This is a genomic window from Streptomyces sp. NPDC107522 (assembly GCF_055657525.1).
The window spans coordinates 546604-570172 of sequence record NZ_JBVKAU010000006.1 but is presented as its reverse complement, the minus strand read 5'-3'; the positions used below and the strand labels follow the sequence as shown (position 1 = coordinate 570172).

The window sequence follows — 23569 nt, the reverse complement described above, 5'->3', positions numbered from 1 at the left end:
GAGGGCTGCGGGCGCTCCGGGGCCCGACCGGTGTGACTCTCCTTCGCTTGCTCACGTGGTTCCCTTCCTGGTGGGAGTCGTAGGACTCGTCGGGCTGTCGTCGTGCGGTGCGGAGAGCCGGCCGGCCGTGCCCGGGTCGTTGTCCGGGGTGAACCACGGCAGGGTCGATGAGGAGGAAGAGGGGAGGGCGTGCCTCGCCTCTTCACGGGGCTTCAAGCCCGGGATGCGCAGGGCCATTTCGGGCAGGCGGAGGCCGCGGCGGCGGGACGTCTGCCGTGGCCGCACCCGGTCCACCACCGCCATCCCGACGCGGAACAACGCCGCCGGTACGACCAGACAGACCAGGACCCAGAACAGCGTCACACCCCAGGGCCGGCCCACGCCCCAGGGCTGTTCGGCCATCACCTTGCCGCCGTACTTCAGGGAGACGGTGTAGTCGCCGTGCGCCCCGGCGGCGAGTTCCACCGGCAGTTCGATCCGTGCCTTCCTCCCCGGCTGGATCGTGCCGCGCCACTGCTGTTCCTCCCACTGCGGGGCGAACACGCCATGAGACGTGCCGACTTGGAATACGGGGTTCTTGACCGCGGAGGTGCCCACATTGCCCACGGTGAAGACGAGCGTGCGTGCTGGCGGCGCGCCGAACCAGGTCAGCAGGCCACTGGAGCCGTCCAGCCGGGTGTCCGTGAGGACCGACAGGCGTCCGCCCGCCGGTTCCGCGGGCAGCGGCTCGACCGCGTGCCCGGCCACCTGGAAGACGGCGTCGGCCTCGGCCTTCGACCCGGTCACCGTCGCCACGTGCACCACGCACGGGCAGGGCACGGGCGGCTCGGCCACCGGCAGCTTCCGGCTGAAGTGCCCCTCGGCGTCGGTCGTGACGGCCCTGCCGTCCGCGTTGGCGCAGGAGTTGGTGCCGCCGGTCACGCCTGTGGACGGCACCGACCGGCCGCAGATCAGGATCATCAGCAGGGCGCGGGGCCGCCACCCCTCACCGGTGACGGTGATCGAACCACCGGTCCCCGCCTGGGACTTGGAGAGCTTCACGGTGGGCGGGTCCGCGGCCGAGGCGGGCTGCGCCACGCCCACGAGCGGGATCAGACACAGCAGCGCCAGCAGCGCGCCGCGCACCTTGCCGTTCACTGCACAGCTCCCGTCAACTCGACGTCCCGGCACGGCTGTTCGGTGACCGACTCACGGCCGCTTCCCGCCCTACGGCGCCCACGACGTCGTACGACGAAGAAGGCACCGATCGCCGCGACCGCCCCCGCGCCCCCCGCCACCGCACCCGACGGCACGAACCGCGCCGACACTTCCGCCGTGTCCCGCACCCCGCCCGCCGCCGTCACGGTCAGCCGTACGTCGACCGCGTCCAGGGCGGGCCGGTCGGGCCAGGGCTCGGTGAGCTTCGTACGGCTGCCCGGGGGAAGGGCGACGGGGAGGGAGCGCGGCCCGCGGTCGAGGACTCGGCCGAGGACGCCGTCCGCCCGGACGGCCAGCCGCGGCTCCAGGGACGTCGTACCGCGGTTGACCAGCTCGTACGCGATACGGTCGCCGCGCACCGCCACATGCTCGACGGTCAGGGCGGACACCTCCGGGACGGTGACCCGCAGCCGGAACGGGACCCGCCGCTCACGGCCGTCCCCGTCACGGGCGACGATCTCGACGGTGCGGTCGGCGGCCGGAGCCGTCACCGTGAAGGGGACGTCGGCACGGGTGCGCGCAGGGACACGTACGGTGCCGTCCGCGAAGGTGACGCCGGTGGCGTGGAGCCGGACCGTGACGGGTTCGCCGCTGGGGTTGGTCACGGACACCGTGTCCTCCAGAACCGCCCCGGGCGCACCCTCGCCGTAGAAGGACGGCCGCCCACCGCCGGAGGGCGCGAGGGACCACCCGTCGGCAGCGCTCGCCACCGACGCGCCTCCGAGCAGCACGACCAGCGACAGACACAGGTGAAGGACGGTTCGGCAGCGCCCCGTGAGGGGCGCGGGGAACTGCGCGACCAGCCACAACGGCGCCGCAGACGAACGCCGACACATAGCGGCACTCTCCAATCGCGGCACCTCCCATCGCAGCATTCCCAGCGGAGCGTTCAGGTCTGATTCCGCCGCGTCAGCCACAACGCCCCCGCCGCCCCCGCGAGCAGCACCGTGCCGCCCAGCGTGCCGAGGGCGATGGCCGAGTCCTCCGGTCCTGTCTGCGGCAGCTCCGCGCCGGAGCCGGAACCGCTCTGGGCCCCGCCGCCACCGCTCGCGGCCGTGACGTCGAGGGTCAGCGAGGGGCCGGGGCTGTTGGTGGGCGTGCACGTGGTCGTCGTACCGAGCGCCTTGATGGTGAGCACGCCTGCCGTGAAGGTGACCTTGCCGGTCTTCTTCGGGGTGTACGTGCCCGTCAAGTCATTGATCTTGATGGGGGTGTTGGCGGGAATCGCCTCCTGGTTGGCGGGACCCGTGACGTTCAGGGTGCCGCTGTCGGCGCCGCCCAGCTTGACGGTGGCGCTCGGGTTCATCGCGCCCTTGCCCAGTTCGACCGGGCTGGACGAGACGCCCTTCTGCCACGACATGGTGATCTTGTAGCCGCTGCCGCTCTTGACGCCCTTGATGTCGATGGGCGAGACGGCGCTCTTGTCGCCGATGGGCGTCTTGCAGGCGTAGTTGACGTCGACGACCTCGGCCCGGGCCGCAGGGGCGGCCATCAACACCGCCGAGCCGGCCAGGGCCGCGGCGGTCGCAAGCGCGGCGGTTCGCTTCTGCTTCGACACGGTCCCCTCATTCCTGACGGCACATCAGATCGGCCGTCAAGGTACGCCCGGGGCGTAGAGGAGGGAAGACACGGTGCAGCCCGGAGTTGTGACGATCCGGGGGGTGTGAGAGGGGGGTCGAGTGGAGGGCGTGGCCCTCAGGTAACCGTGGGTAACCAGAGATCAGTCGGCCTCATGGCGCCCCTGCCCGCCACCGCTGATCCCGCCGCCCCGCCTCCGGCGCCAGCGACAGCCACCTGTCCCCGCTCGGCGTCACCGCATGGTCCGGGGCGATCCCCGGGCGGATCACCCCGTCGGCGTCCACCATGAACCACAGGTTCTGGCCGTTGCGCCCGTAGACCGAGTCGCAGGTCCAGATCCCGACTCCCCGGTAGGTCGAACCCCGGCTGTCCAGGCAGTAGTCGGGATAGGCGTACGACTGCAGCACGCCGCGTTCGGAGTCGACCCGCCAGCGCTGGTCGCTCGAGGACGTGCAGGTGGCCGTGACGACGTCCGTGCCGTTGTACGGAGGGCCGTCGATGTCCAGGCACAGCCCTGTGGCGACGTTCACGACCTGCGCGAAGGTGCCGTCGGGCGGGCGAACGGGAGAGGGGGTCGGCTTCGGGCGGGCGGTCTTCGTCGGTTTCGGAGTCCTTGTCGGGGAAGGCGACTTGGACGTCCGTGACGGAGACGGCGAAGGCGAGGGCGAGGAGGCCGACGGCGTGACCGACACCGTCGCGGTCACCGTCACCGCCACCGTCGGCGCACTCACCGCGGTACCGACGGAGCCCACCGGTTCCTGCGGCGACGACGAATCGCCCTGCGCCGCCAGGAAGAGCACCAGCGGCAGCAACGCCACCCCGAGCGCCGCCGACACCAGCACGAACCGACGGCGATCCCACGGCCGGCCTCCGGCCGGCCAACTCCTCTGCGCAGCAAGGCCGACGGACTCTCGCTCCGCCGCGTCGCCCGCCGCATACGCCGTCCCGCCCCACGGCAGCAGCCCCTCCGTCAGTGCCGTGCGCGGTGTGTCCCGCAGGGTCGACAGCTCCTCGTACGCCGTCGTGCAGTGCGGACAGCGCGTCATGTGCGCGCGTAGATCGGCGCTGTCGCGGGGGCTTTCCGGGCGGACCGACTCCTCGATGAGGCGGCCGAAGTCGGGGCAGTCGGGGTCGTCGGAGGCGGCGAGACGGGTGCGCAGGCAGGCCCTGGCCAGCTGCTGGAGCGCCGGGCCGATGCCGTACGTCACGTCCTCGCGGGTGAGGCCGAGGAGAGCGGCCGTCCGTTCCGCCGGCTCCCGCTCCACGACTCCGTACCAGATCAGGCCCTGGGTGCGGGACGACAGGGTCTGGAACGCCGGGAGCATGGGCGGGACCGGGCCGGACGGACCCGTCGTGTTCAGGACGAGGAGCAGTCCCGCGTCCAGGCCCGCGGCCCGCTCGTCCATGGCCCACGTGCCGGCCGACCGGGCGGTCAGCAGCAGGAGCCGGTGCCGCCAGGGGAGGCCCGGGTCGACGCCGCGTGCCGTCTGACGGGCCGCGAGCGTGAAGGCCTGGGCGGCCAGCTGCCGCGCCATGGAGTCGTTCGGGGTGCACAGGCGGGCGTACGCGAGGACAGGCGCGTGATGGCGGTCGCGGAGTTCCTGGAGCGCCTGGTACGCGGTGGCCGTGTCGGCACGCAGCAGCTCGGTGAGCCGCGCGTCGGACGCGCCCGCGTGCATCCCACGGTCACGGTCCCCGCCGTCGTCGGCCCGAGCCATCCGCCTGCCTCCTTGCAGCCTTGCCACCCGCACGGAGTCCTGAGCTACCGGCGGGTATGACGGCTCATAGTGAAGGAAGGGGAGCTTTGGGGAAAGGGTTTCTGTGGGTAACCCATGAGCCTCGTGCGAGGGGCCGAACGCTCTGTGCCCGGTATGACGCGCTGTGCCCGGTATCCGGCCGACGGATTCGGCGGGGTACCGGGCACAGCGCAGGTCAGCGGGAGGCGGGCGCGCCTCCGCCGCCGGTCGTCACTCCTCGACCGTCAGCCCCTTCCGGAGCCGGATCAAGGTGCGCGAGAGCAGCCGCGACACATGCATCTGCGAGATGCCGAGTTCGTCGCCGATCTCCGACTGGGTCATGCCCGCGACGAACCTCAGGGAGAGGATCTTCCGGTCTCTGGGCGGCAGTTCGGCGATGAGCGGCTTCAACGACTCGACGTACTCGATGCCTTCGATGCCGTGGTCCTCGTAGCCGATCCGGTCGGCCAGCGCGCCCTCGGCGTCGTCCTCCTCGGGCTGGGCGTCCAGCGAGGAGGCGGTGTACGCGTTCGACGCGGCCATGCCCTCGACGACCTCGTCGTTGGTCAGGCCGAGGCGCTCGGCCAGTTCCGCCACCGTCGGGGCGCGGTCGAGCTGCTGGGCCAGCTCGTCACCGGCCTTGGCCAGGTCGAGCCGGAGTTCCTGCAGACGGCGCGGCACCCGCACCGACCATGACGTGTCGCGGAAGAAACGCTTGATCTCGCCGACGATGGTCGGCATCGCGAAGGTGGGGAACTCCACGCCGCGCGCGAGCTCGAAGCGGTCGATCGCCTTGATCAGGCCGATCGTGCCGACCTGGATGATGTCCTCCATCGGCTCACTGCGCGAGCGGAAACGGGAGGCGGCGAACTTGACCAGCGCGAGGTTGAGTTCGACGAGGGTGTTGCGGACGTACGAGTATTCGTGGGTCCCTTCCTCCAGCGACTCCAGCCGCTCGAAGAGGGTCTTGGACAGGGCCCGTGCGTCCACCGGCCCCACTTCGTCGTACGGGGGGATGTCCGGAAGCCCGGCGAGTACGTCGTCCTGGCCGAACTCCTGACCGAAGTCGGGTTCGGAACGCACCTCGCTGTTCTGCTCGATGGGATCCAGATGTTCCGGTCGGGGTGCCGACGTCGCGCTCTGGGTATGCGATGCGTCGAGCCGGGGTGACATGATGTCCTCCATCGTTCTCGGCATATGGCTGCCGAAGCCTGTGCGTGCACTGCGGTGTGCGGCGCCTCCAAAGCCGGCCGAGTCGGTTACGTGTCTCTACTAGCCCTACCCGCTTTCGTGAGCCCACCGCAAGTGCGCTCTGTTCCGAAATGTCCGTTTCTGGGTGGATGTTCGGGTGTTGGAGGGCGTAGGGAAGGCGTAGTGTTCGAGAGCGTGAGTCAGCAGCCACGACGTCGGGAGTGAGAGACGGCATGGACCGCGGGACGGTCGGCAGCGCACAGTCTGGCCGACTTCTGGTCGAGGTGCGGGAAGAGGGCTCCAGTGCCGTGGTGACCCCGGCGGGTGAGTTGGACCACCACACGGCCGATTTGTTGCGTGAGCCACTCGAGGACTGCCTCGACAAGGGCTTCAGCCGCTTGGTCGTCGACTGCTCGCGGCTCGAGTTCTGCGACTCCACGGGGCTGAACGTGCTGCTCGGGGCCCGTCTGAAAGCGGAGGCCGCCGGTGGCGGGGTGCATCTCGCGGGCATGCTGCCCGCCGTTGCGCGTGTGTTCGAGATCACGGGGGCCGCGGCGGTCTTCACGGTCCACGACTCGCTCGACGCAGCCCTCGCCGACGAGGCCGACGGGGCGGGTTGACCCCTCTCGTCCGACGCCGCATCAGACGTCACATCATTTGTGCCGAATAGGGGGTGTTCCCTCGGCCCGGTCGGGCAGGAGACATCCTGAACCTGTCGGCTGTGATGTCGGCCACCGGGGGTGGGGGACTGTGACCGACCTGTCAGGCAAGGGCGTGTACTGGCGTGACTCTGCGTACAGACTTGTGAATTGTGTGAACGTTGAACTGGTGAATCGGTGAGGTGAAGCGCTGATGAGCACCACCCGGCCTTTCTCGCCGGGCGACCGCGGCCCCGAGCCCAGCGGCGCTTCCGGGGCGTCCGAGGGGTCCGAGTCGTCCGCCGGGCCGTCGGCGGGGCGTCAGGTCCGTCGGCTGGACTTCGACGGCCAGAGCGGGGTCGTGCCGCTCGCCCGCGACTTCGCCCGCCAGGCGCTGTACGCGTGGGGGTGGCTGCCGGCCGCCACGGCCGACCAGCGGGCCGCCGCCGAGGATGTGCTGCTCGTCGTCTCCGAGCTGGTCACCAACGCCTGCCTGCACGCCGGCGGACCGGACGAGATGTGGATCGCCTGCGACAACAAGGTGATCCGGATCGAGGTCTCCGACAAGGGCACGGGCCAGCCCGCACCCCGCACCCCCCACCGCGCGGGCCGCCCCGGCGGCCACGGCATGTTCATCGTGCAGCGGCTGTGTCTGGACTGGGGCGTCGTACGGACGCCGGGCGCGGCCGGCAAGACGGTGTGGGCGGAGCTGGGGGCGCCGGCGTAGGCTCCGGCGCCGAACGCACACCTTGCGGCGATCTGCACTGGGCGGGTTTCGCAGGCTGCAGCCTGCTTGAAGGTGGTTTCAGAAAGGCGGATCGTCCGCGAAGCCCTCCATCCTCGGTGGGACGTCGGCTCGCGGGTCCGTGTCCCGCTGGAAAGACGTGACGTCTTCCCCCCAGCCGGCGAGCGCGTCGATCGCCCGCTGCCGGTACGGGGTCCTGTCGGCAGCAAGAGCCCGGACCTCCTCGCGCAGGCCTTGGGCATGGTCGGCCGGGTCGAGTGGGACGAGCAGCGGGAGCACAGTGGCAAGGGCGGCCTTGCGGATCTCCGGCTCGTCGTCCGCGAGGAAGGGCCGGATGGCGTTGAAGAGGGTCGGCCGAAGGGCGCGGAACGCTTCGATGTCGGCCTCGTACCCGCCGGGTGACTCGTCGTTGGCGTCTTCGGCGGTGCTGCCGAGCCAGTCCAGAAGACCGGCGCGCAGGAAGAACCGAGGCACCTCAGCGGAGTGAGGGGCTTCCCCTGGCCTCGCATCGGTGACGAGGGCGAGAGTCCGAGGGTGCCCGAGAATCGCCGCGACGAAGGACGCCGCAGGGGCCGTGGCGCTGTAGAAGGTGTTCTGATGCGTGACGGCCTGGTGCAGGTCGCGGAGTGCAGCGCCCTGTTTGCCCGCGTCGTCGTCGAGAAGGTGCCGCAGGATCACAGGCGTCGCGGGCGCGACGTTCGGGCAGCAGTGCTCCACCGAGCTCCAGTCCGTCCGGAGGAGGAGCTCTTCCGGATCGACGGAACCACCGTCCTGACTGCTCGTACTCACCGGGCGAGTATGCCGGCCGACCGGTGCGTCACTGCGCCCTTCTTCCACACCTCACTGACCAGCGGCACCCCCGGCCGGTACGCCAGATGCACATGGCTCGGCGCGTCCAGCAGCAGCAGGTCCGCGCGGGCGCCCGGGGCGAGGCGGCCGATGTCGTCGCGGCGGAGGGCCGCCGCCCCGCCCGCCGTGGCCGACCAGACCGCCTCGTCCGGGGTCATCCCCATGTCCCGTACCGCGAGCGCGATGCAGAAGGGGACGGAGGAGGTGAAGGACGAGCCCGGGTTGCAGTCGGTGGAGAGGGCGACCGTGACGCCCGCGTCGAGGAGGCGGCGGGCGTTCGGCCACTGGGCGCGCGTGGAGAACTCCGCGCCGGGGAGCAGGGTGGCGACCGTACGGCTGTTCGCCAGGGCGTCGATGTCCGCGTCCGTGAGGTGCGTGCAGTGGTCGGCGCTGGCGGCGTCCTGTTCGACGGCCAGCTGCACGCCGGGGCCGTAGGAGAGCTGGTTGGCGTGGACGCGCGGGTGCAGGCCCTTGGCCTTGCCCGCCGTGAGGATCGCGCGGGCCTGGTCGCCGTCGAAGGCGCCCTTCTCGCAGAAGACGTCGATCCAACGGGCGTACGGGGCACACGCGTCGAGCATCTCGCCGGTGACGAGGGAGACGTAGGCGGCGGGGTCGTCGGCGTAGTCCGGGGAGACGATGTGGGCGCCGAGGTAGGTGACCTCGTCCGTGTGCGCCGCCGCGATCCGCAGCGCCCGCGCCTCGTCCTCGACGGTCAGGCCGTAGCCGGACTTGGTCTCGAAGGTCGTGGTGCCCTGGCGGAGGGCCTCGTGCAGGTAACGCGTGAGGTTGGCTTCGAGTTCCTCGTCGCTCGCCGCCCGCGTGGCCGCGACCGTCGTGCGGATGCCGCCCGCGCTGTACGGGCGCCCCGACATGCGGGCGTTGAACTCCTGTGTCCGGTCGCCCGCGAAGACGAGGTGGGAGTGGGAGTCGACGAAGCCGGGGAGGACCGCCCGGCCGCCTGCGTCGACCCGATTGTCAGTGGCAGGTGCTTTGCTTTGATCACCGGTCCACGCGACGCGGTCGCCTTCGATGACGACGGCCGCGTCCTGGATCAGTCCGAGGGGGGATCCGTCACCGAGGGAGGGGTCGTTGGTGACCAGGGCGGCGATGTTGGTGATGAGCGTGCTGGCGGTGCTCGCGGAGTTGGCGGGGCTGACGGTCGTCGCGTTGCTCATGGCGTCCTTGCTGGCCTGGTCGGCGGTGGGGTCGGGTCGGGGGGCGGAGGCGGGCCGCGGGGGTGGGCGGCCCGCCGTCATCCGCGCAGGGCTGCGACGGCGTCCGCGAGGGCTCGCGGCACATCCGGTACAAGGGTGTGGACCCCGTCCCGTACGACGTGCCGGCCTCCCACGACCGTATGCGACACGTCTGCTGCCGACGCAGCGAATACGGCCGTCTCGGCCCCGAGCCGCGCAAGCGGCCCTGCCGTCCTGACGGAGTCGAGCGCGATCGTCGCGAAGTCGGCGCGTGCGCCCGGCTCCAGGGTGCCCGTGTCGTCCCAGCCGAGGGCCGCGTGGCCGTCGGCGGAGGCCGCCCGCAGGAGGGCCGCCGCCGTCCAGTGACCTCGCGTACGGGTGCGCAGGCGCTCGTTCAGTTCCATCGCGCGGGCCTCTTCGAGCAGGTCGATGACGGCGTGGCTGTCGGAGCCGAGGGAGAGCGGGGAGCCCTCGTTCTGCAGGGCGGCGGCCGGTCCGATGCCGTCCGCGAGATCCCGCTCGGTCGTCGGGCACATACAGGTGCCGGTGCCGCTGCCGCCGATGAGCGAGATGTCCTCGGCGGTGAGGTGGGTGTTGTGGACACCGGTGGTGCGCGGGCCGAGGACGCCGTGCAGGGCGAGGAGCTGCGTCGGGGTGCACCCGTGCACCTCCAGGCACGCCTCGTTCTCGGCGGTCTGCTCGGACAGGTGCACATGGAGCGGGGCCCGCCGCTCCTCGGCCCACCGGGCCACGGTCTCCAACTGGTCGGCGGGCACGGCCCGTACGGAGTGGACGGCCGCCCCGATCCGTGCGTGATCCCGTTCCTTGAGAACTGAACAGCGTTCGGCCCAGGCCTCGGCGTTCCCGTCGGAGAAGCGCAGCTGGTGGCTGTTGGGCGGCTGTCCGAAGCCGGAGGACAGGTAGGCGGTGTCGAGGAGGGTGATACGGATGCCGGCTTCGGCGGCGGCGGCGATGAGGGCCTCGCCCATCGCGTTCGGGTCGGCGTACGGGGTGCCGCCCGGGGCGTGGTGGACGTAGTGGAACTCGCCGACCGCGGTGATCCCCGCCAGCGCCATCTCGGCGTACACGGCGCGGGCGAGGGCGTGGTAGCTGTCCGGGGTGAGCCGGTCGGCCGTGGCGTACATGACCTCGCGCCAGGTCCAGAAGGTGCCGGAGCCGACCTGGACGGTGCCGCGCAGGGCGCGGTGGAAGGCGTGGCTGTGCGCGTTCGCCAGGCCGGGGAGGGTGAGTCCCCGCAGGGCCTCCGCACCGGGGGGCGGGGCGGGGACGTCGGTCCGGACGGCGGCGATGCGACCGTCCCGCACGTCGAGGGCGACGCCCGGCTCGACGTGGGTGTCGAGCCAGGCGTGTTCCAGCCAGTAGGTGCGGGTCTGCTGGGTGGGCGTCACGTGCAGGCCAGTCCTTCCAGTACGTCGGCGAGGGCGATGACTCCGGCCACGCAGTCGTCCTCGGCGGCGAACTCGGCCGGGGAGTGCGAGACGCCCGTGGGATTGCGTACGAACAGCATGGCCGTCGGGATGCGCCCGGAGAGGATTCCGGCGTCGTGTCCGGCGCCGGTACCCAGAACGGGGACGGTGATGCCGGTGTCCTTGCCGAGGATGCGGCCCAGTTCGTCGCGCAGGGCGTGGTCGAACTCGACGACGGGCGTGAAGGACTCGCGGACCACGTCGAGGGCGATGCCGTGGGCCGCCGCGTACTCCCGGGCGGCCTTCTCGATGCCGCCGACCACGCGGTCGAGGCGGTCCGGGTCCTCGGCACGGGAGTCGAGCCAGCCGCGCACCAGGGAGGGGACGGCGTTGACGCCGTTGGGCTCGACGGCGATCTTGCCGAAGGTGGCGACGGCACCGGCGAGTTCGGCCTCCCTGCGGGCGGCGAGCACGGTCTCGGCGTACGACAGCATGGGGTCGCGCCGGTCCACGAGCCGGGTGGTGCCGGCGTGGTTGGCCTCGCCCCGGAAGTCGAACCGCCACCGGCCGTGCGGCCAGATGGCGCTGGCGATGCCGACCCGGTCGCCGGACAGGTCCAGCGCCCGGCCCTGCTCCACATGCAGCTCGACGAAGGCACCGATGCGGGCGAGCCGTTCCGGATCGGCGCCGATGGCGTCGGGGTCGTACCCGGCGGACTCCATGGCCCGGGGCAGGCTGACCCCGTCCCCGTCGGTCAGCTTGTGGGCGTCCTCGACGGTCAGCTGCCCGGCGGTGAGCCGCGACCCGACACAGGCGAGCCCGAACCTCGCGCCCTCCTCATCGCCGAAGTTGACGATGGCGAGGGGCTTGGTGAACCGCACGTTCCTGCCGCGCAGTTCATCGAGGGCAGCGAAGGACGACACGACACCGAGGGGCCCGTCGAAGGCGCCTCCGTCCGGAACGGAGTCGAGATGCGACCCGGTGACAACGGCGTCCCCAGCGGCGGGGTCCCCGAGCCAGGCCCACTGATTCCCGTTCCGGTCGACCTCGTAACCGAGCCCACGCGCTTCGGCCTGCGCCTTGAACCAGGCCCGGCACTCGAGATCCACACCGGTCCAGGCGAAGCGGCGGTAGCCGTGGGAGTCGGGGTGCCGCCCGATGGGGAGCAGTTCGCGCCACATCTCCAGGAAGGAGCTGCCAGCACGTGCCGGGACTGACTGCGACCCGCCGGCCGGCCCAGGCTGCGTCCCACCGGCCGGTCCAGGCTGCGTCCCGCCCGTCGGCCCAGGCTGCGACCCGCCCGTCGGTCCAGGCTGCGACCCTCCCGTCGGTCCAGGCTGCACCCCTCCCGTCGGCCCAGGCTGCACCCCGCCCATCGGTCCAGGCTGCGACCCTCCCGTCGGCCCAGGCTGCACCCCGCCCATCGGCCCAGGCTGCACCCCGCCCATCGGCCCAGGCTGCACCCCGCCCATCGGCCCAGGCTGCACCCCGCCCATCGGCCCAGGCTGCACCCCTCCCATCGGCCCAGGCTGCACCCCGCCCATCGGCCCAGGCTGCACCCCGCCCATCGGTCCAGGCTGCACCCCGCCCGTCGGCCCAGGCTGCACCCCGCCGGCCGGCCCAGGCTGCACCCCGCCAGTCGGTCCAGGCTGTGGGCAGTCGTTCCGCAGGGCGGAACGGGTGGGCACAGCCGAACCCGCAGTCGGCGACGAGACCTCAGCCCCCGCCGAAGAGTTGCCGTGCCCGCCCAAACGCTGATTCACGCGTCGTCACCCTCGCGCATAGGAACCCGCACGCCCCGCTCATCCGCCACGGACTCCGCGATGTCGTACCCGGCGTCCACGTGCCGGATGACGCCCATGCCCGGGTCGTTCGTCAGCACCCGCCGGATCTTCTCCGCACCCAGCTTCGTACCGTCGGCCACCGTCACCTGACCGGCGTGAATGGACCGCCCCATGCCCACGCCACCACCGTGGTGAATGGACACCCAGGACGCACCCGAAGCCACGTTCACCATGGCGTTCAGCAGCGGCCAGTCGGCAATCGCGTCGGACCCGTCCAGCATCGCCTCGGTCTCGCGGTACGGCGAGGCGACGGAACCGCAGTCGAGGTGGTCGCGCCCGATGGCCAGCGGCGCGGCGAGCTCCCCGCTCGCCACCATGTCGTTGAACCGCTCGCCCGCCTTGTCCCGCTCCCCGTAACCGAGCCAGCAGATACGCGCGGGCAGCCCCTGGAAGTGGACCCGCTCCCCCGCCATCTTGATCCAGCGGGCGAGGGACTCGTTCTCGGGGAACAGGTCGAGGATCGCCTTGTCGGTCTTGGCGATGTCGGCGGGGTCGCCGGACAGGGCCGCCCAGCGGAAGGGGCCCTTGCCCTCGCAGAAGAGGGGGCGGATGTAGGCCGGCACGAAACCGGGGAAGGCGAACGCCCGCTCGTACCCGGCGAGTTGCGCCTCGCCACGGATGGAGTTGCCGTAGTCGAAGACCTCGGCACCGGCGTCCATGAAGCCGACCATGGCCTCGACGTGCCGCGCCATCGACTCGCGAGCCCGGGTCGTGAAGCCCGCCGGGTCCTTCGCCGCGTAGGACGCCATCTCGTCGAAGTCCAATCCGAGCGGCAGGTAGGACAGCGGGTCGTGCGCCGAGGTCTGGTCGGTGACGATGTCGATGGGGGCGCCCATGGCGAGAAGCTGCGGGACGAGGTCGGCGGCGTTGCCGAGGACGCCGATGGACAGCGGACGGCGGGCGTCACGGGCCTCGACGGCCAGTTGGAGTGCGTGGTCCAGCGAGTCGGCCTTCACGTCCAGGTAGCGGTGCTCGATGCGCCGCTCGATCGCGCGCGGGTCGCAGTCGATGCAGATGGCGACGCCGTCGTTCATGGTCACGGCGAGCGGCTGGGCGCCGCCCATGCCGCCGAGTCCCGCGGTGAGGGTGATCGTCCCGGCGAGGGTGCCGTTGAACTTCTTCGCGGCGACGGCGGCGAAGGTCTCGTAGGTGCCCTGGAGGATGCCCTGGGTGCCGATGTAGATCCAGGAGCCGGCCGTCATCTGGCCGTACATGGTCAGCCCCAGCTGTTCCAGACGGCGGAACTCCTCCCAGTTGGCCCAGTCGCCGACGAGGTTGGAGTTGGCGATGAGGACGCGCGGGGCCCACTCATGGGTCTGCATGACGCCGACGGGGCGGCCGGACTGGACGAGCATCGTCTCGTCCTGCTTGAGCGTCCTCAGCGTGCGGACCATGGCGTCGAAGGAGCGCCAGTCGCGGGCCGCCTTGCCGGTGCCGCCGTAGACGACGAGCTTGTCGGGGTGCTCGGCGACCTCGGGGTCGAGGTTGTTCTGCAGCATCCGCAGGGCGGCTTCCTGCTGCCATCCCAGGGCGCTGAGTTCCGTACCGCGCGGCGCTCGGACGGGGCGGGCTCCGGGTACTGACATGGTCTGCCTCCCAGCGGACTGTGACTGCGAACTTCGACTGCGGACTGTTGAGGTGGTTATTCACATCCTGACTTCCTGAATAGAACTAGTCAATACGTTCGTGCGCCAGCGTGGGCGCGTCCCGGGTGTTTGGCTGGATGCATGGGCTCGTGCGACGACATGACGGGGGATGACGACATGACGGGGGACGTGGTGAGCAACCGAGTGGACCGAGTGGACAGCGGGATCGGGATTCCGGACTGGGACGCCGGCCGGGCCGCCCGGCGGGACGAGGCGGTGCGGGCCGCCGTGGAGCAGGGGCTGCTCGGGCCCGGCTCCCCCATCGTCGGCCTGCTGGACGTCACCGGCATCCGGGAGTCGGCGGCGGCGCTGCGGGCGGCCTTCGACGCGGTGGTGGCGCCGGGCACACCCGTGCTGCACGCCTTCGCCGTGAAGGCGACCCCGCTGGTGCCGGTGCTGCGGCTGCTGCACGAGGAGGGCATCGGCGCGGAGGTGGCCAGCCCCGGTGAGCTGGCGCTGGCGCGGGCGGCGGGGCTGCGCCCGGAGATGACGGTGCTGGACTCGCCCGCCAAGACGCCGGCCGAGCTGCGCGAGGCACTGGCGCTGGGCATCGCCGTCAACGCCGACAACCCGCAGGAGCTGGACCGCATCGACGCCATGATGAGGTCCGCCACCAGCCGCTCCCCGCTGGGCATACGGGTGAATCCGCAGGTCGGCGGGGGTTCGATCGAGGCGACGTCCACGGCCACGGCGACGTCGAAGTTCGGGGTGGCGCTGCGCGACGAGGGGGCGCGGGAGTGGGTCGTGCGGGCGTATCAGGACCGCCCGTGGCTGACCCGGCTGCATGCGCACACCGGCTCGCAGGGCATTCCGCTGTCGCTGATGGCCCAGGGGGTGGCGGAGGCGTACGCCCTCGCCGAGGAGATCAACCGGCGGATCGGGCGGCGGCAGATCGACACGCTCGACATAGGCGGCGGGCTGCCGGTGAACTTCGCGTCGGATGCGACCACGCCGACGTACGCGCAGTACGCGCGACTGCTGAGCGAGGCGGTGCCGGGGCTGTTCGACGGGCGGTACGGGCTGGTCACGGAGTTCGGTCGGTCACTGCTGGCCAAGCACGGGACGGTGGTGGCGCGGGTCGAGTACGCCAAGAGTGCGGGCGGTCGCCCGGTGGCGGTCACGCACGCGGGCGTACAGGTCGCCACGCGGACGGTGTACGCGCCGGGGAGCTGGCCGCTGAGGATCGCCGCGTACGACGGCAAGGGGCGCCCGAAGGAGGGCCCGGCCGTGGTCCAGGACGTGGCGGGACCGGCCTGCTTCTCGGGTGACCTGCTGGCCGAGGGGTGCGCGCTGCCGCTGCTGGAGCAGGGGGACGTCGTGGCGGCGCTGGACACGGGGGCGTACTACTTCGCGCACCACTACGCGTACAACTCCCTTGCCCGGCCCGGTATCCACGGCTTCGCTCCGGACGGGGCCGGGGGCATCGCCTTCGCGACCGTACGCGAGGCGCAGTCGCTCGACGAGATCGTGGCCGAATCGGGAGGGGCGCACGCCACCTCGCTCACCACCCTGCCCGCGCCGCAGCGCCGTTGACGCAGGCCGACGAGGACCACCCTGCCGCTCGTGATCAACTCGCCTGAAAACAGGCGCAGTTGACCCACCCTAGCCACTCCGTGGCATGTTCCACCGGAAAATGCCCGAACGCTCACTCGCCGCACACACGTTGCGTAGTTTCTACGTCACTCAGGCGAACCCCAGGCGGGAGGGGAGCGACGGTGCCCGGAATCGACGAGTGCTTGCTGGAGACGATGCGGTTGCCCGGTGCGCGTGGCGCCGCGCTGGTCGACTGGACGAGCGGGCTGGCCCTGGGCACCGTGGGCGACCCTCCGGGCGGTGACCACGAGGCGGCGGCCGCCGAGACGGCGGAGCTGGCACGGCTGGCCGCCGAGCAGCACGCGTTCGGGCCCGACGACGAGGCTGGTGCGGCGGATCCGCCCGTCGAGGACGTGATCCTCAGCAACCGGGACAGCTACCACGTGCTGCGGTTCGTGCCGACGGCCTTCGACAGCAGCGTGGTGCTGTACCTGTGGCTGGCCCGCACGGACGGCAACCTCGCGCTGGCCCGTATCCGGCTCGGCGAGATGGCCGAACGGCTGGTGCTGGCATGACCGTCGTCGGAACCACCCCACCGCCCCGGCTGCCGGTCCGCAACCGGGCGGCCGCCGGCGAGCGGGCCCGGGGCGGCGTCTCACCGATGCTGACCCGGCTCGCCGAGGAGCGGGCCACCGGCGCCCTGGTCCGCGAGCACGGCACGCTCCACCTGGTGGAGGGCCGGGTGGTGCACGCCGAGAGCCCGCTCGCCCCCGGCCTCGGCGTGCTGCTCACGGCCCACGGCGCACTCGACGCCGAGACCTGGCGGGACGCCGAGGACAGCGCCGACGAGGGCCGGCTGATGCGCCACGGCCTCACCCCGGGCGCGCTGGAACTGGCGCAGGCGAGCGCGCTGTACGACGCGGCGTACTTCGCCCTCGCCCCCAGCAGCACGCCCGGCCGCTTCCGCTACGGCGCCCCGCACTGGCTCGCCTCGGTGCATCCCGTGCCGGTCGCCGCCCTGGAGCGGGAGACGCTGCGCCGCCGCGCCCTGCTGCGCCGCATCTGGCCCGACCCGGCTACGGATGCCGCGCCCCTGATCCGGGCCGACCCGGTCGCGGCTCCCGCGGTCCCGTCCCGGCAGGCCGCCGTACTCGCCCGGGTGGACGGCGTACGGCGGGCCGCGGACATAGCGCGGGAGCTGGGCAGACCGGCGTTCCACACCCTGGTGCACCTTCGACGGCTGGCCGCGGCGGGGCTCGTGGCGTCGCAGCCGCCGCCCGCCGACGACCATCCGCCCGACGCCGCCGATCCCTACATCGCGCTGCTGAAGAGGGTCAGGGATGCGCTGGAGGCCCTTTGACCGCAAACCCTTCGAGGACCGCGAGCCCCCCGGGGTGCCGCGCCCGCCGCAGCGGTCCCGCGCCGAGAGGAGAACCCTGATGGCGGCCGAGGCCCCGTTACTCGACGAGTTCCGCCGGCTCAGAGCCCGCGTGCCCCAGCTGACCGGCGCGCTCGCGGCCGGTGTCGACGGCCTCGTCCTCGCCCACGACACCCCCGGCGTCGAACCGGACGGCCTCGCGGCACTCACCGCCGCCGCGCTCGGCGTCGCGGTGCGGGTGGCCGACGCCACCGGCCGGGGCGACTTCCGCGAACTGCTGGTGCGCGGCGCTGACGGCTACGTGGCGACGTACGCCGCGGGCCGCACCGCCGTCCTGACGCTGCTCGCCCAGGACAACGTCAACGTCGGCCGGCTCCACCTGGAGGGCCGCCGCGCCGGCGCCCGCATCGGAGAGCTCGTCGACGCCGAGGCGGCGCCTCCCAGGAAGAGCCCTGCCAAGAGTTCCGCCAAGGAGCCCGCCAAACCCATGCCCACCCGCACGAGAACCCCGCGCGGCGCACGCACCACCACTACCAACGCGCGTGCCGCTACCGACAGTTGAGAGGAACACAACGTCATGGCCAACACCGAGACCACGCTGAAGGAATGCCTCGCCTCGATCGAGGGCGCGACCGGAGTCGCCCTGGTCGACTACACCAGCGGAATGGCGCTGGGCACCCTGGGCGGCAGCAAGAGCTTCGACCTCAATGTCGCCGCCGCCGGCAACACCGACGTCGTCCGCGCCAAGATGCGCACGATGGAGCACCTCGGCCTCAAGGGTGGCATCGAGGACATCCTGATCACCCTCACCGACCAGTACCACCTGATCCGGCTGATCACCGGGCGCGGGGGCAACGGCCTCTTCCTCTATCTGGTCCTCGACGCCAAGCGGGCCAACCTGGCGATGGCCCGGCACCAGTTGAAGAAGATCGAGGAGGACCTGGAGGTCTGACCCGAGGCCGGAGCTACACCAGCGCCGCGGTGCGGCGGCGGGCCCCGCCCGGGGCCGCGTCGCCCGCGGCGATGCCCGTACTGCGGAAGGCCTTCACGGCCTTGCCCGCCGGCCGGCCACCCCATGCGTCGAGCCAGTCCACCCGCACCCACAGCAGGGCGTTCTCGGCCAGCTCGCGCCGACCGAGCCAGGCCGCCTTCAGCCGGAGCCCCGCCCCGCACCCGGCCAGCAGCATCCCGCCCGCCGCCGGCACGGCGAACGCACTGCCCAGCGCGACGAGGAACGCCAGCAGCAGCCACCAGCGGTGCCCCCGGCGCCAGGTGCGGACGGCCACCGCACGGTCCTGGAGCACATCGTGCTTCCCGGCGCGGGCGGCCGAGCGGATCAGGGCGGTGTAGCGCTTGCGGCGCACGTACGCCACCACGGCCGTCGCGACGATGAACAGCGCGGCGCCGGCCATGACGCCGATCCTGCGACCGGTAACGCCCGGCACCAGTACGCCGATGCCCGCGGCGAACACCCCGAGCCACCACAACGGCGCCGCCCCGGCCCGTACGACGACGGCCACTCGAGCCAGCCCTTGACCTCCGCGTGCCACGTTCTGCCTCCCGTCCAGGTCTGTCCAGATGCTGTGGGCGCACGTTAGCCAGCAAACGTGAGACGAGCCTTAAGAACTCACTCCACGAACAGCCCCCGCGCCGCCGCCCGCGCGTCGAACTCCTCCAGTCGCGCCTGGGCGTCCGGCAGGTCGTCGCACATGGCCTCCAGCAGGACCCGGCCCAGCAGCATCGGCGCGCACGCGGTGTCGAAGGCGAGGCCCGTGCCCACGGCCGCCGGGAGCAGCAGGTCGGAGACCTTGGCGACCGGCGCGAACGCGGAGTCCGCCACCGTCACCACCGTCAGCCCGGCCTCCTTGGCGTACGCCAGGGTGTCCACGACCTCGCGCGGATGCCGGGGCAGCGCGAAGCAGAGCAGGGCCGTCGCACCGGCCCGCACGGCGGCGTCGATCCGGTCGAGGATCATCGTGCCGCCCTCCTCCAGCAGCCGTACGTCCGGGTGGACCTTGGCAGCGAAGTAGGAGAAGCCGTACGCCTGGGAGGCGGCGGCCCGCAGGCCGAGGACGGGCAGCGGGCGGGAGGCCGCGAGCAGGCGTCCGGCCTTCTGCACCGGGCGGGGGTCGGCGAGCGCCTCCGCCAGGTGCCGCAGGTTCTCGATCTCGGCCTCGACGGCCTGCTGGTACTCGTTGTACGAGGCGGAGTCCGCGGCCGGCTCGACGGGCGTGACCTCGCGCAGGTGTCTGCGCAGCGCCGGGTAGCCGTCGAAGCCGAGGGCGACGGCGAACCGGGTCACGGACGGCTGGCTGACCCCGGCGAGCTCGGCCAGCTCCACGCTGGACAGGAACGGCACGTCGGCGGCCCGCCGCACCATGCTGTGCGCGATGCGCCGCTGGGTCGGGGTGAGCCGGTGCCCCTCGAAGAGCGCCTGCAGCCGCGCGGCGGGACTGTCCGTTCCCTGCGCCGCCCCGTTCGTGTTCCTGTCCGCGCTCATGCGGCGCTCCCCCTCCAGATGTCCGTGAACCGGTCCAGCAGTGCTGCCGCCGCCGTCACATCATCGGTGAGCGGCCGGTCGGCCAGATCGTCGTCGAGCACCGATTCGGCCAGCGCCAGCGCCCGGCCCACCGGCAGCGCCGGATCGGGCCTCAGGTCGCGCAGGCGCAACGCCCGTACGGCGGCGACGAGTTCACAGCCGACGACGAGACGGTACGCACCGCACGCGCGCAGTGTCTGCCGGGCGGCGAGCGAGGCGAAGCTGGCCTGCTCCTCCACGCCCCGGGAGAGTACAGCGTGGCCGAGCGAGGCGGGGGCGGAGAAGGCGCGCAGGTCGCCGAGGGCGGCTCCGGCGGCGTACTCGAGGATCATCACACCGGACGAGGCGGGCTCGTGGTCGGCGAGGAAGGGCTTCAGGCGGGTGTAGGCGGGCTCGTTCAGGGTGGACAGCCGGGACGTCGACAGCCGGGCCACCTGGGTCAGCGCCAGCCTGAAGTGATCGAGGGCCAGGGCGAGTTGTGCCTGGTAGAAGCCGCCGTGGTGGTAGGCGGCCATGTCCTCGGGGGAGATGAAGGGGTTCTCGGCGGCCGCGTTGATCTCCACCGCCAGCACCTCCTCCAGGGCGTCGGCCGCGTCGTGCGCGGGGCCGTGGATCTGGGGCAGGCAGCGGAAGCCGTACGGGTCCTGGATCCGGCCCAGCGGCGGGGTCGGCCGGTCCTCGGCGCCGATCAACTCGCGCATCCGGCGGGCGACTTCGGTGCTGCCCCGGTGTGGGCGGGCGGCGTGCACGGGGGCGGCGTACGCCTCGTGGGAGCCGTCGACGGCGAGCAGGGACAGGGCGGCCACGACCTGGGTGGCGGCGACGAGCCCGCGCAGTTCGTGCAGGGCGAGGGCCGCCTGGCCGAGGGTGAGGGCGTTGCTGCTGATGAAGGCGAGGGCGTCGTTGTTGTCGAGCGGCTGCGGTTCGGGGGCCCCGGAGCCGCGCCAGGGATGCTCGCCGGCCAGCGCGAGTCCGGCCTGCGCCAGCGCCGCGAGGTCTCCGGTGCCGACCGAGCCGAACTCGTTCACCACCGGGTACGCCCCGCTCTCCAGCGCCTCGCAGAGCGCGGTGACGACGGTGGGCCTGAGGCCGGCACCTCCGGCCAGCAACTGATTGGCGCGTACGGCGAGCATGGCCCGCACCTGCCGGGCGGGCAGTTCCTCGCCGATGGCGCCGGCGTGGCTGCGCAGCAGACGCAGACCGTGTTCGGCGGCGGCCTCGGTGGGCACGTCCTCGTTCCGGTTGGCGCCCACGCCGGTCGAGCGGCCGTAGACCCGTCCGGTCGCGGCGATGAGGCGGGCGGCGTCCCAGGACTCCTCGGCGCGTTTCATCGCTTCGGCCGCGGGGACCGGCCGCGCGGTCCCGTCGGCGAGGCGTACGACGTCCTCGACGCCGAGCCCGATCCCGTCGAGGACGACGGGGCCGGGGTGCCCGGAGGGCGCGGCGCCCGGCGCGGCCACGATGGTCCGAGACGACATGAGCCCACACTCCCCTCACTCCGGCCGGCCGATCCACATCGATCCATGGCGATCTATTCAGACACCATGAACTCTGCATGACGTCATACAGCCGGGCAAGGGACATCGGGTTCTCCAGCCGCAGGCGCCTCCCTGCGCACCCCAGCACGAACAGGGGGGCTAACCCCAGTGCGGCCGTCGGCCGGGCTTCGTACCGTGGGGCGTATGACCGGAATGGATGCGCGGGACACCGAGCTCAAGAAGGAACTCAACGCCACCCTGCAGGCCCGCAGGGAGCTGGGCGAGGAGTACGAGTCCGCGCTGGTCGACTCGTTCCTGGAGAAGGTCGACCAGCGTATCGACGGGGCGGTCGAGCGCCGGCTGCGGCGGCAGCTGGCCGAGCAGCAGATGGTGGTGGCCCGGGGCGCCCGGTCGCCGAAGCCGACGGACTCCTTCGGTGAGCGCTTCGGCTTCGGCATCGTCACGCTGGTCGCGGCGATCCCGCTGTCCGGCATCGGCGGCGGCGTGGCCGGCCTGCGCGGTCTGCTCGTCACCTGGATCGGCATCGTCGGCGTGAACGTCGTCCAGGCGGTGCGGACGAATCCCGGGCTCTTCCGGGGCCTGCGCCGCAAGTCGGCCAAGGACGAGGACCGCTGGGAGGACTGACGGCCCGAAGCCGCCGAAAAAAGCGACGAATACCGCAACCATCAATTGAGGAACCACGACGGCGACCAGCCACGTCCGCGAGAGCGGCGCCGGTTTAGGCGCAAAGGTGGGCGGGGACCGCCGCACCCCCGTTGCCGGGGGGCGGGACGACGGCGGTCCCCGCGAGGGACGCGGGCCGGGTCAGGGCCGGGCTTGCGCGTCCTAGGCGTCCATGGAGGTCCGGGAGCCGCTCCGGAGGTCCTTGGCGCCGTTCGGCGCCGGCTGGGGCGGGGAGCCGCTCCCGCCCTGCCGACACCCACTAATGTGCCGGACCCGTGTTAAGCGGGTGCTGCGCGGACGTGACACGCTCGTACCACTTCCGCGACGGCTCGAACGGCTCCGGTCACCGCAAGTTCGCCGCGTACACGGGCAGTTCACCGGAGGTTTCCCGCTACTTCCCGCCCTTGGCGAGGAAGGCCAGCAGGTCCTGCCGGCTGACCACACCGGTCGGCTTGCCCTCGACGAGGACGATCGCCGCGTCGGCCGCGCCCAGTACGGACATCAGGTCGCCGACCGGCTCACCGGAGCCGACCTGCGGCAGCGGGGCCGACATGTGCTTCTCCAGCGGGTCGTCGAGCGAGGCCCGCTTGGTGAACAGGGCGTCCAGCAGCTCCCGTTCGACGACGGACCCGACGACCTCCGCCGCCATGACGTCCGGGTGGCCGGCGCCCGGCTTCACGATCGGCATCTGCGAGACGCCGTACTCGCGCAGCACCTCGATGGCCTGACCGACCGTCTCGTCCGGGTGCATGTGGACGAGGGAGGGGATGGCGCCCTGCTCCTTGTCGTTGAGGACGTCGCCGACGCGCGCGCTCGGGCCCTCGTCCTCCAGGAAGCCGTAGTCGGCCATCCACTCGTCGTTGAAGATCTTGCTGAGGTAGCCACGGCCGCTGTCGGGGAGGAGGACGACCACGACGTCGTCCGGTCCGAGCCGCTCGGCCACCCGCAGCGCCGCCACGACCGCCATACCGCAGGAGCCACCGACGAGCAGGCCCTCCTCGCGGGCCAGGCGCCGGGTCATCTGGAAGGAGTCCTTGTCGGAGACGGCGACGATCTCGTCGGCGACGGTCCGGTCGTAGGCGGTCGGCCAGAAGTCCTCACCGACGCCCTCGACGAGATACGGCCGCCCGGACCCGCCGGAGTACACCGAGCCCTCGGGGTCGGCGCCGACGACCTGCACCTTGCCGTCGCTGACGTCCTTCAGATAGCGGCCGGTGCCGGAGATGGTGCCGCCCGTGCCGACGCCCGCCACGAAGTGGGTGATCTTCCCCTCGGTCTGCTCCCAGAGCTCGGGGCCGGTCGAGTGGTAGTGGGAGAGGGGGTTGTTGGGGTTGGAGTACTGGTCCGGCTTCCACGCGCCGGGCGTCTCGCGCACCAGGCGGTCGGAGACGTTGTAGTAGGAGTCCGGGTGCTCGGGATCAACGGCGGTGGGGCACACGACCACCTCGGCCCCGTAGGCCCGCAGCACATTGATCTTGTCGGTGCTCACCTTGTCGGGGCACACGAAGATGCACTTGTACCCCTTCTGCTGGGCCACGATGGCGAGGCCGACACCGGTGTTGCCGCTGGTCGGCTCCACGATCGTCCCGCCGGGCTTGAGCGCACCGCTCTCCTCCGCGGCCTCGATCATGCGCAGGGCGATGCGGTCCTTCACGGAGCCGCCCGGGTTGAAGTACTCGACCTTGGCCAGGACGGTCGCCCGGATGCCCGTGGTCACGTTGTTGAGCCTCACCAGCGGGGTGTTGCCGACGAGGCTGATCATCGAGTCGTGGAAATGCACCGTTGTCTCCGGATGCTGCAAAAGGTGTGGTCGTAGTGGTTCCGCCAGCCTATGGCCTGCACGGGGCCCGTGGAGGTCGTTCACTCGCCGTTGGGATTGGGACACGGTCCGTGCCGGGCAAGCAGTTGATGTA

At 72.0% G+C, this 23569-nt stretch carries 22 protein-coding genes; 8 read left to right on the top strand and 14 right to left on the bottom strand.

The genetic code is table 11. From position 1 onward, the window contains the following. Window positions 1-51 precede the first annotated feature (51 nt). The 5 genes from ACZ7L6_RS22905 to ACZ7L6_RS22885 form a co-directional block, all read right to left on the bottom strand. Window positions 52-1137: a hypothetical protein gene (locus tag ACZ7L6_RS22905; RefSeq protein WP_471926689.1), complete on the bottom strand. Its 1086-nt coding sequence runs from the start codon at window positions 1135-1137 to the stop codon at window positions 52-54. Then, on the bottom strand, window positions 1134-2033 hold the full coding sequence (locus ACZ7L6_RS22900; RefSeq protein ID WP_471926687.1) for a COG1470 family protein: 900 nt from the start codon (window positions 2031-2033) through the stop codon (window positions 1134-1136). Before ACZ7L6_RS22900 ends, ACZ7L6_RS22905 begins: the two co-directional genes overlap by 4 nt. 53 nt (window positions 2034-2086) lie before the next feature. Continuing rightward, window positions 2087-2755 carry an LPXTG cell wall anchor domain-containing protein gene (locus tag ACZ7L6_RS22895; protein WP_471926685.1) on the bottom strand — a complete coding sequence of 223 codons (669 nt, stop codon included), beginning with the start codon at window positions 2753-2755 and terminating at the stop codon, window positions 2087-2089. Between the two features lie 172 nt (window positions 2756-2927). Further along, window positions 2928-4493 (bottom strand): ricin-type beta-trefoil lectin domain protein, encoded by a 1566-nt coding sequence (locus ACZ7L6_RS22890; RefSeq protein ID WP_471926683.1) that lies wholly within the window; start codon window positions 4491-4493, stop codon window positions 2928-2930. A gap of 249 nt (window positions 4494-4742) precedes the next feature. Next, window positions 4743-5696, bottom strand: coding sequence for an RNA polymerase sigma factor SigF (locus tag ACZ7L6_RS22885; protein ID WP_471926681.1), 954 nt, complete (start codon window positions 5694-5696; stop codon window positions 4743-4745). A gap of 239 nt (window positions 5697-5935) precedes the next feature. Between ACZ7L6_RS22885 and ACZ7L6_RS22880 the strand changes: the two genes are divergently transcribed. Both ACZ7L6_RS22880 and ACZ7L6_RS22875 read left to right on the top strand, forming a co-directional pair. Further along, entirely contained in the window at window positions 5936-6322 is a 387-nt protein-coding gene (locus tag ACZ7L6_RS22880; protein WP_433041564.1) for an STAS domain-containing protein, read from the top strand. 232 nt (window positions 6323-6554) lie between these two features. Then, the gene (locus tag ACZ7L6_RS22875) at window positions 6555-7067 is read left to right on the top strand and encodes an ATP-binding protein (RefSeq protein ID WP_471926679.1); all 513 of its coding nucleotides are present in this window, start codon (window positions 6555-6557) and stop codon (window positions 7065-7067) included. Between the two features lie 78 nt (window positions 7068-7145). Here the strand turns inward: ACZ7L6_RS22875 and ACZ7L6_RS22870 are convergent, their stop codons facing one another. From ACZ7L6_RS22870 to hutU, 5 genes are all read right to left on the bottom strand, one after another. Next, entirely contained in the window at window positions 7146-7874 is a 729-nt protein-coding gene (locus ACZ7L6_RS22870) for a hypothetical protein (protein ID WP_471926677.1), read from the bottom strand. Further along, window positions 7871-9190, bottom strand: coding sequence for an imidazolonepropionase (gene hutI, locus ACZ7L6_RS22865; protein WP_471926675.1), 1320 nt, complete (start codon window positions 9188-9190; stop codon window positions 7871-7873). Before hutI ends, ACZ7L6_RS22870 begins: the two co-directional genes overlap by 4 nt. Next, entirely contained in the window at window positions 9187-10536 is a 1350-nt protein-coding gene (locus ACZ7L6_RS22860; RefSeq protein ID WP_471926673.1) for a formimidoylglutamate deiminase, read from the bottom strand. Before ACZ7L6_RS22860 ends, hutI begins: the two co-directional genes overlap by 4 nt. Next, on the bottom strand, window positions 10533-11735 hold the full coding sequence (locus ACZ7L6_RS22855) for an allantoate amidohydrolase (RefSeq protein ID WP_471926671.1): 1203 nt from the start codon (window positions 11733-11735) through the stop codon (window positions 10533-10535). Before ACZ7L6_RS22855 ends, ACZ7L6_RS22860 begins: the two co-directional genes overlap by 4 nt. Before the next feature lie 578 nt (window positions 11736-12313). Then, the gene (hutU, locus tag ACZ7L6_RS22850) at window positions 12314-13984 is read right to left on the bottom strand and encodes a urocanate hydratase (RefSeq protein ID WP_471926669.1); all 1671 of its coding nucleotides are present in this window, start codon (window positions 13982-13984) and stop codon (window positions 12314-12316) included. A 177-nt stretch (window positions 13985-14161) separates the two neighbouring features. Here hutU and ACZ7L6_RS22845 point away from each other — a divergent pair, with 177 nt between their 5' ends. The 5 genes from ACZ7L6_RS22845 to ACZ7L6_RS22825 all read left to right on the top strand — a co-directional run bounded on the left by ACZ7L6_RS22845 (window position 14162) and on the right by ACZ7L6_RS22825 (window position 17907). Beyond that, a complete protein-coding gene (locus ACZ7L6_RS22845) occupies window positions 14162-15577 on the top strand; it encodes a type III PLP-dependent enzyme domain-containing protein (protein ID WP_471926667.1) in 1416 nt (471 codons plus the stop codon). 182 nt (window positions 15578-15759) lie between these two features. Further along, window positions 15760-16152: a hypothetical protein gene (locus ACZ7L6_RS22840; protein WP_471926665.1), complete on the top strand. Its 393-nt coding sequence runs from the start codon at window positions 15760-15762 to the stop codon at window positions 16150-16152. After that, the gene (locus tag ACZ7L6_RS22835) at window positions 16149-16937 is read left to right on the top strand and encodes a transcriptional regulator (RefSeq protein ID WP_471926663.1); all 789 of its coding nucleotides are present in this window, start codon (window positions 16149-16151) and stop codon (window positions 16935-16937) included. Before ACZ7L6_RS22840 ends, ACZ7L6_RS22835 begins: the two co-directional genes overlap by 4 nt. Window positions 16938-17016: 79 nt before the next feature. After that, window positions 17017-17517: a roadblock/LC7 domain-containing protein gene (locus tag ACZ7L6_RS22830; protein WP_471926661.1), complete on the top strand. Its 501-nt coding sequence runs from the start codon at window positions 17017-17019 to the stop codon at window positions 17515-17517. Window positions 17518-17532: 15 nt separating this feature from the next. Continuing rightward, on the top strand, window positions 17533-17907 hold the full coding sequence (locus ACZ7L6_RS22825) for a roadblock/LC7 domain-containing protein (RefSeq protein ID WP_471926659.1): 375 nt from the start codon (window positions 17533-17535) through the stop codon (window positions 17905-17907). Between the two features lie 13 nt (window positions 17908-17920). On the opposite strand, the gene ACZ7L6_RS22820 is transcribed toward ACZ7L6_RS22825, so the two are convergent. The 3 genes from ACZ7L6_RS22820 to ACZ7L6_RS22810 all read right to left on the bottom strand — a co-directional run bounded on the left by ACZ7L6_RS22820 (window position 17921) and on the right by ACZ7L6_RS22810 (window position 20972). Beyond that, window positions 17921-18505 (bottom strand): hypothetical protein, encoded by a 585-nt coding sequence (locus tag ACZ7L6_RS22820; RefSeq protein WP_471926657.1) that lies wholly within the window; start codon window positions 18503-18505, stop codon window positions 17921-17923. A gap of 77 nt (window positions 18506-18582) precedes the next feature. Continuing rightward, complete coding sequence (locus ACZ7L6_RS22815; protein ID WP_471926655.1) at window positions 18583-19455, bottom strand: MurR/RpiR family transcriptional regulator; 873 nt, start codon at window positions 19453-19455, stop codon at window positions 18583-18585. Beyond that, window positions 19452-20972 carry an aromatic amino acid ammonia-lyase gene (locus ACZ7L6_RS22810; protein WP_471926653.1) on the bottom strand — a complete coding sequence of 507 codons (1521 nt, stop codon included), beginning with the start codon at window positions 20970-20972 and terminating at the stop codon, window positions 19452-19454. The genes ACZ7L6_RS22815 and ACZ7L6_RS22810 overlap by 4 nt, the downstream gene beginning before the upstream one ends. Before the next feature lie 204 nt (window positions 20973-21176). Here ACZ7L6_RS22810 and ACZ7L6_RS22805 point away from each other — a divergent pair, with 204 nt between their 5' ends. Then, on the top strand, window positions 21177-21617 hold the full coding sequence (locus ACZ7L6_RS22805; RefSeq protein ID WP_471926651.1) for a hypothetical protein: 441 nt from the start codon (window positions 21177-21179) through the stop codon (window positions 21615-21617). Between the two features lie 430 nt (window positions 21618-22047). Here the strand turns inward: ACZ7L6_RS22805 and ACZ7L6_RS22800 are convergent, their stop codons facing one another. Further along, on the bottom strand, window positions 22048-23436 hold the full coding sequence (locus tag ACZ7L6_RS22800; RefSeq protein WP_471926649.1) for a cystathionine beta-synthase: 1389 nt from the start codon (window positions 23434-23436) through the stop codon (window positions 22048-22050). Window positions 23437-23569: the final 133 nt, after the last annotated feature.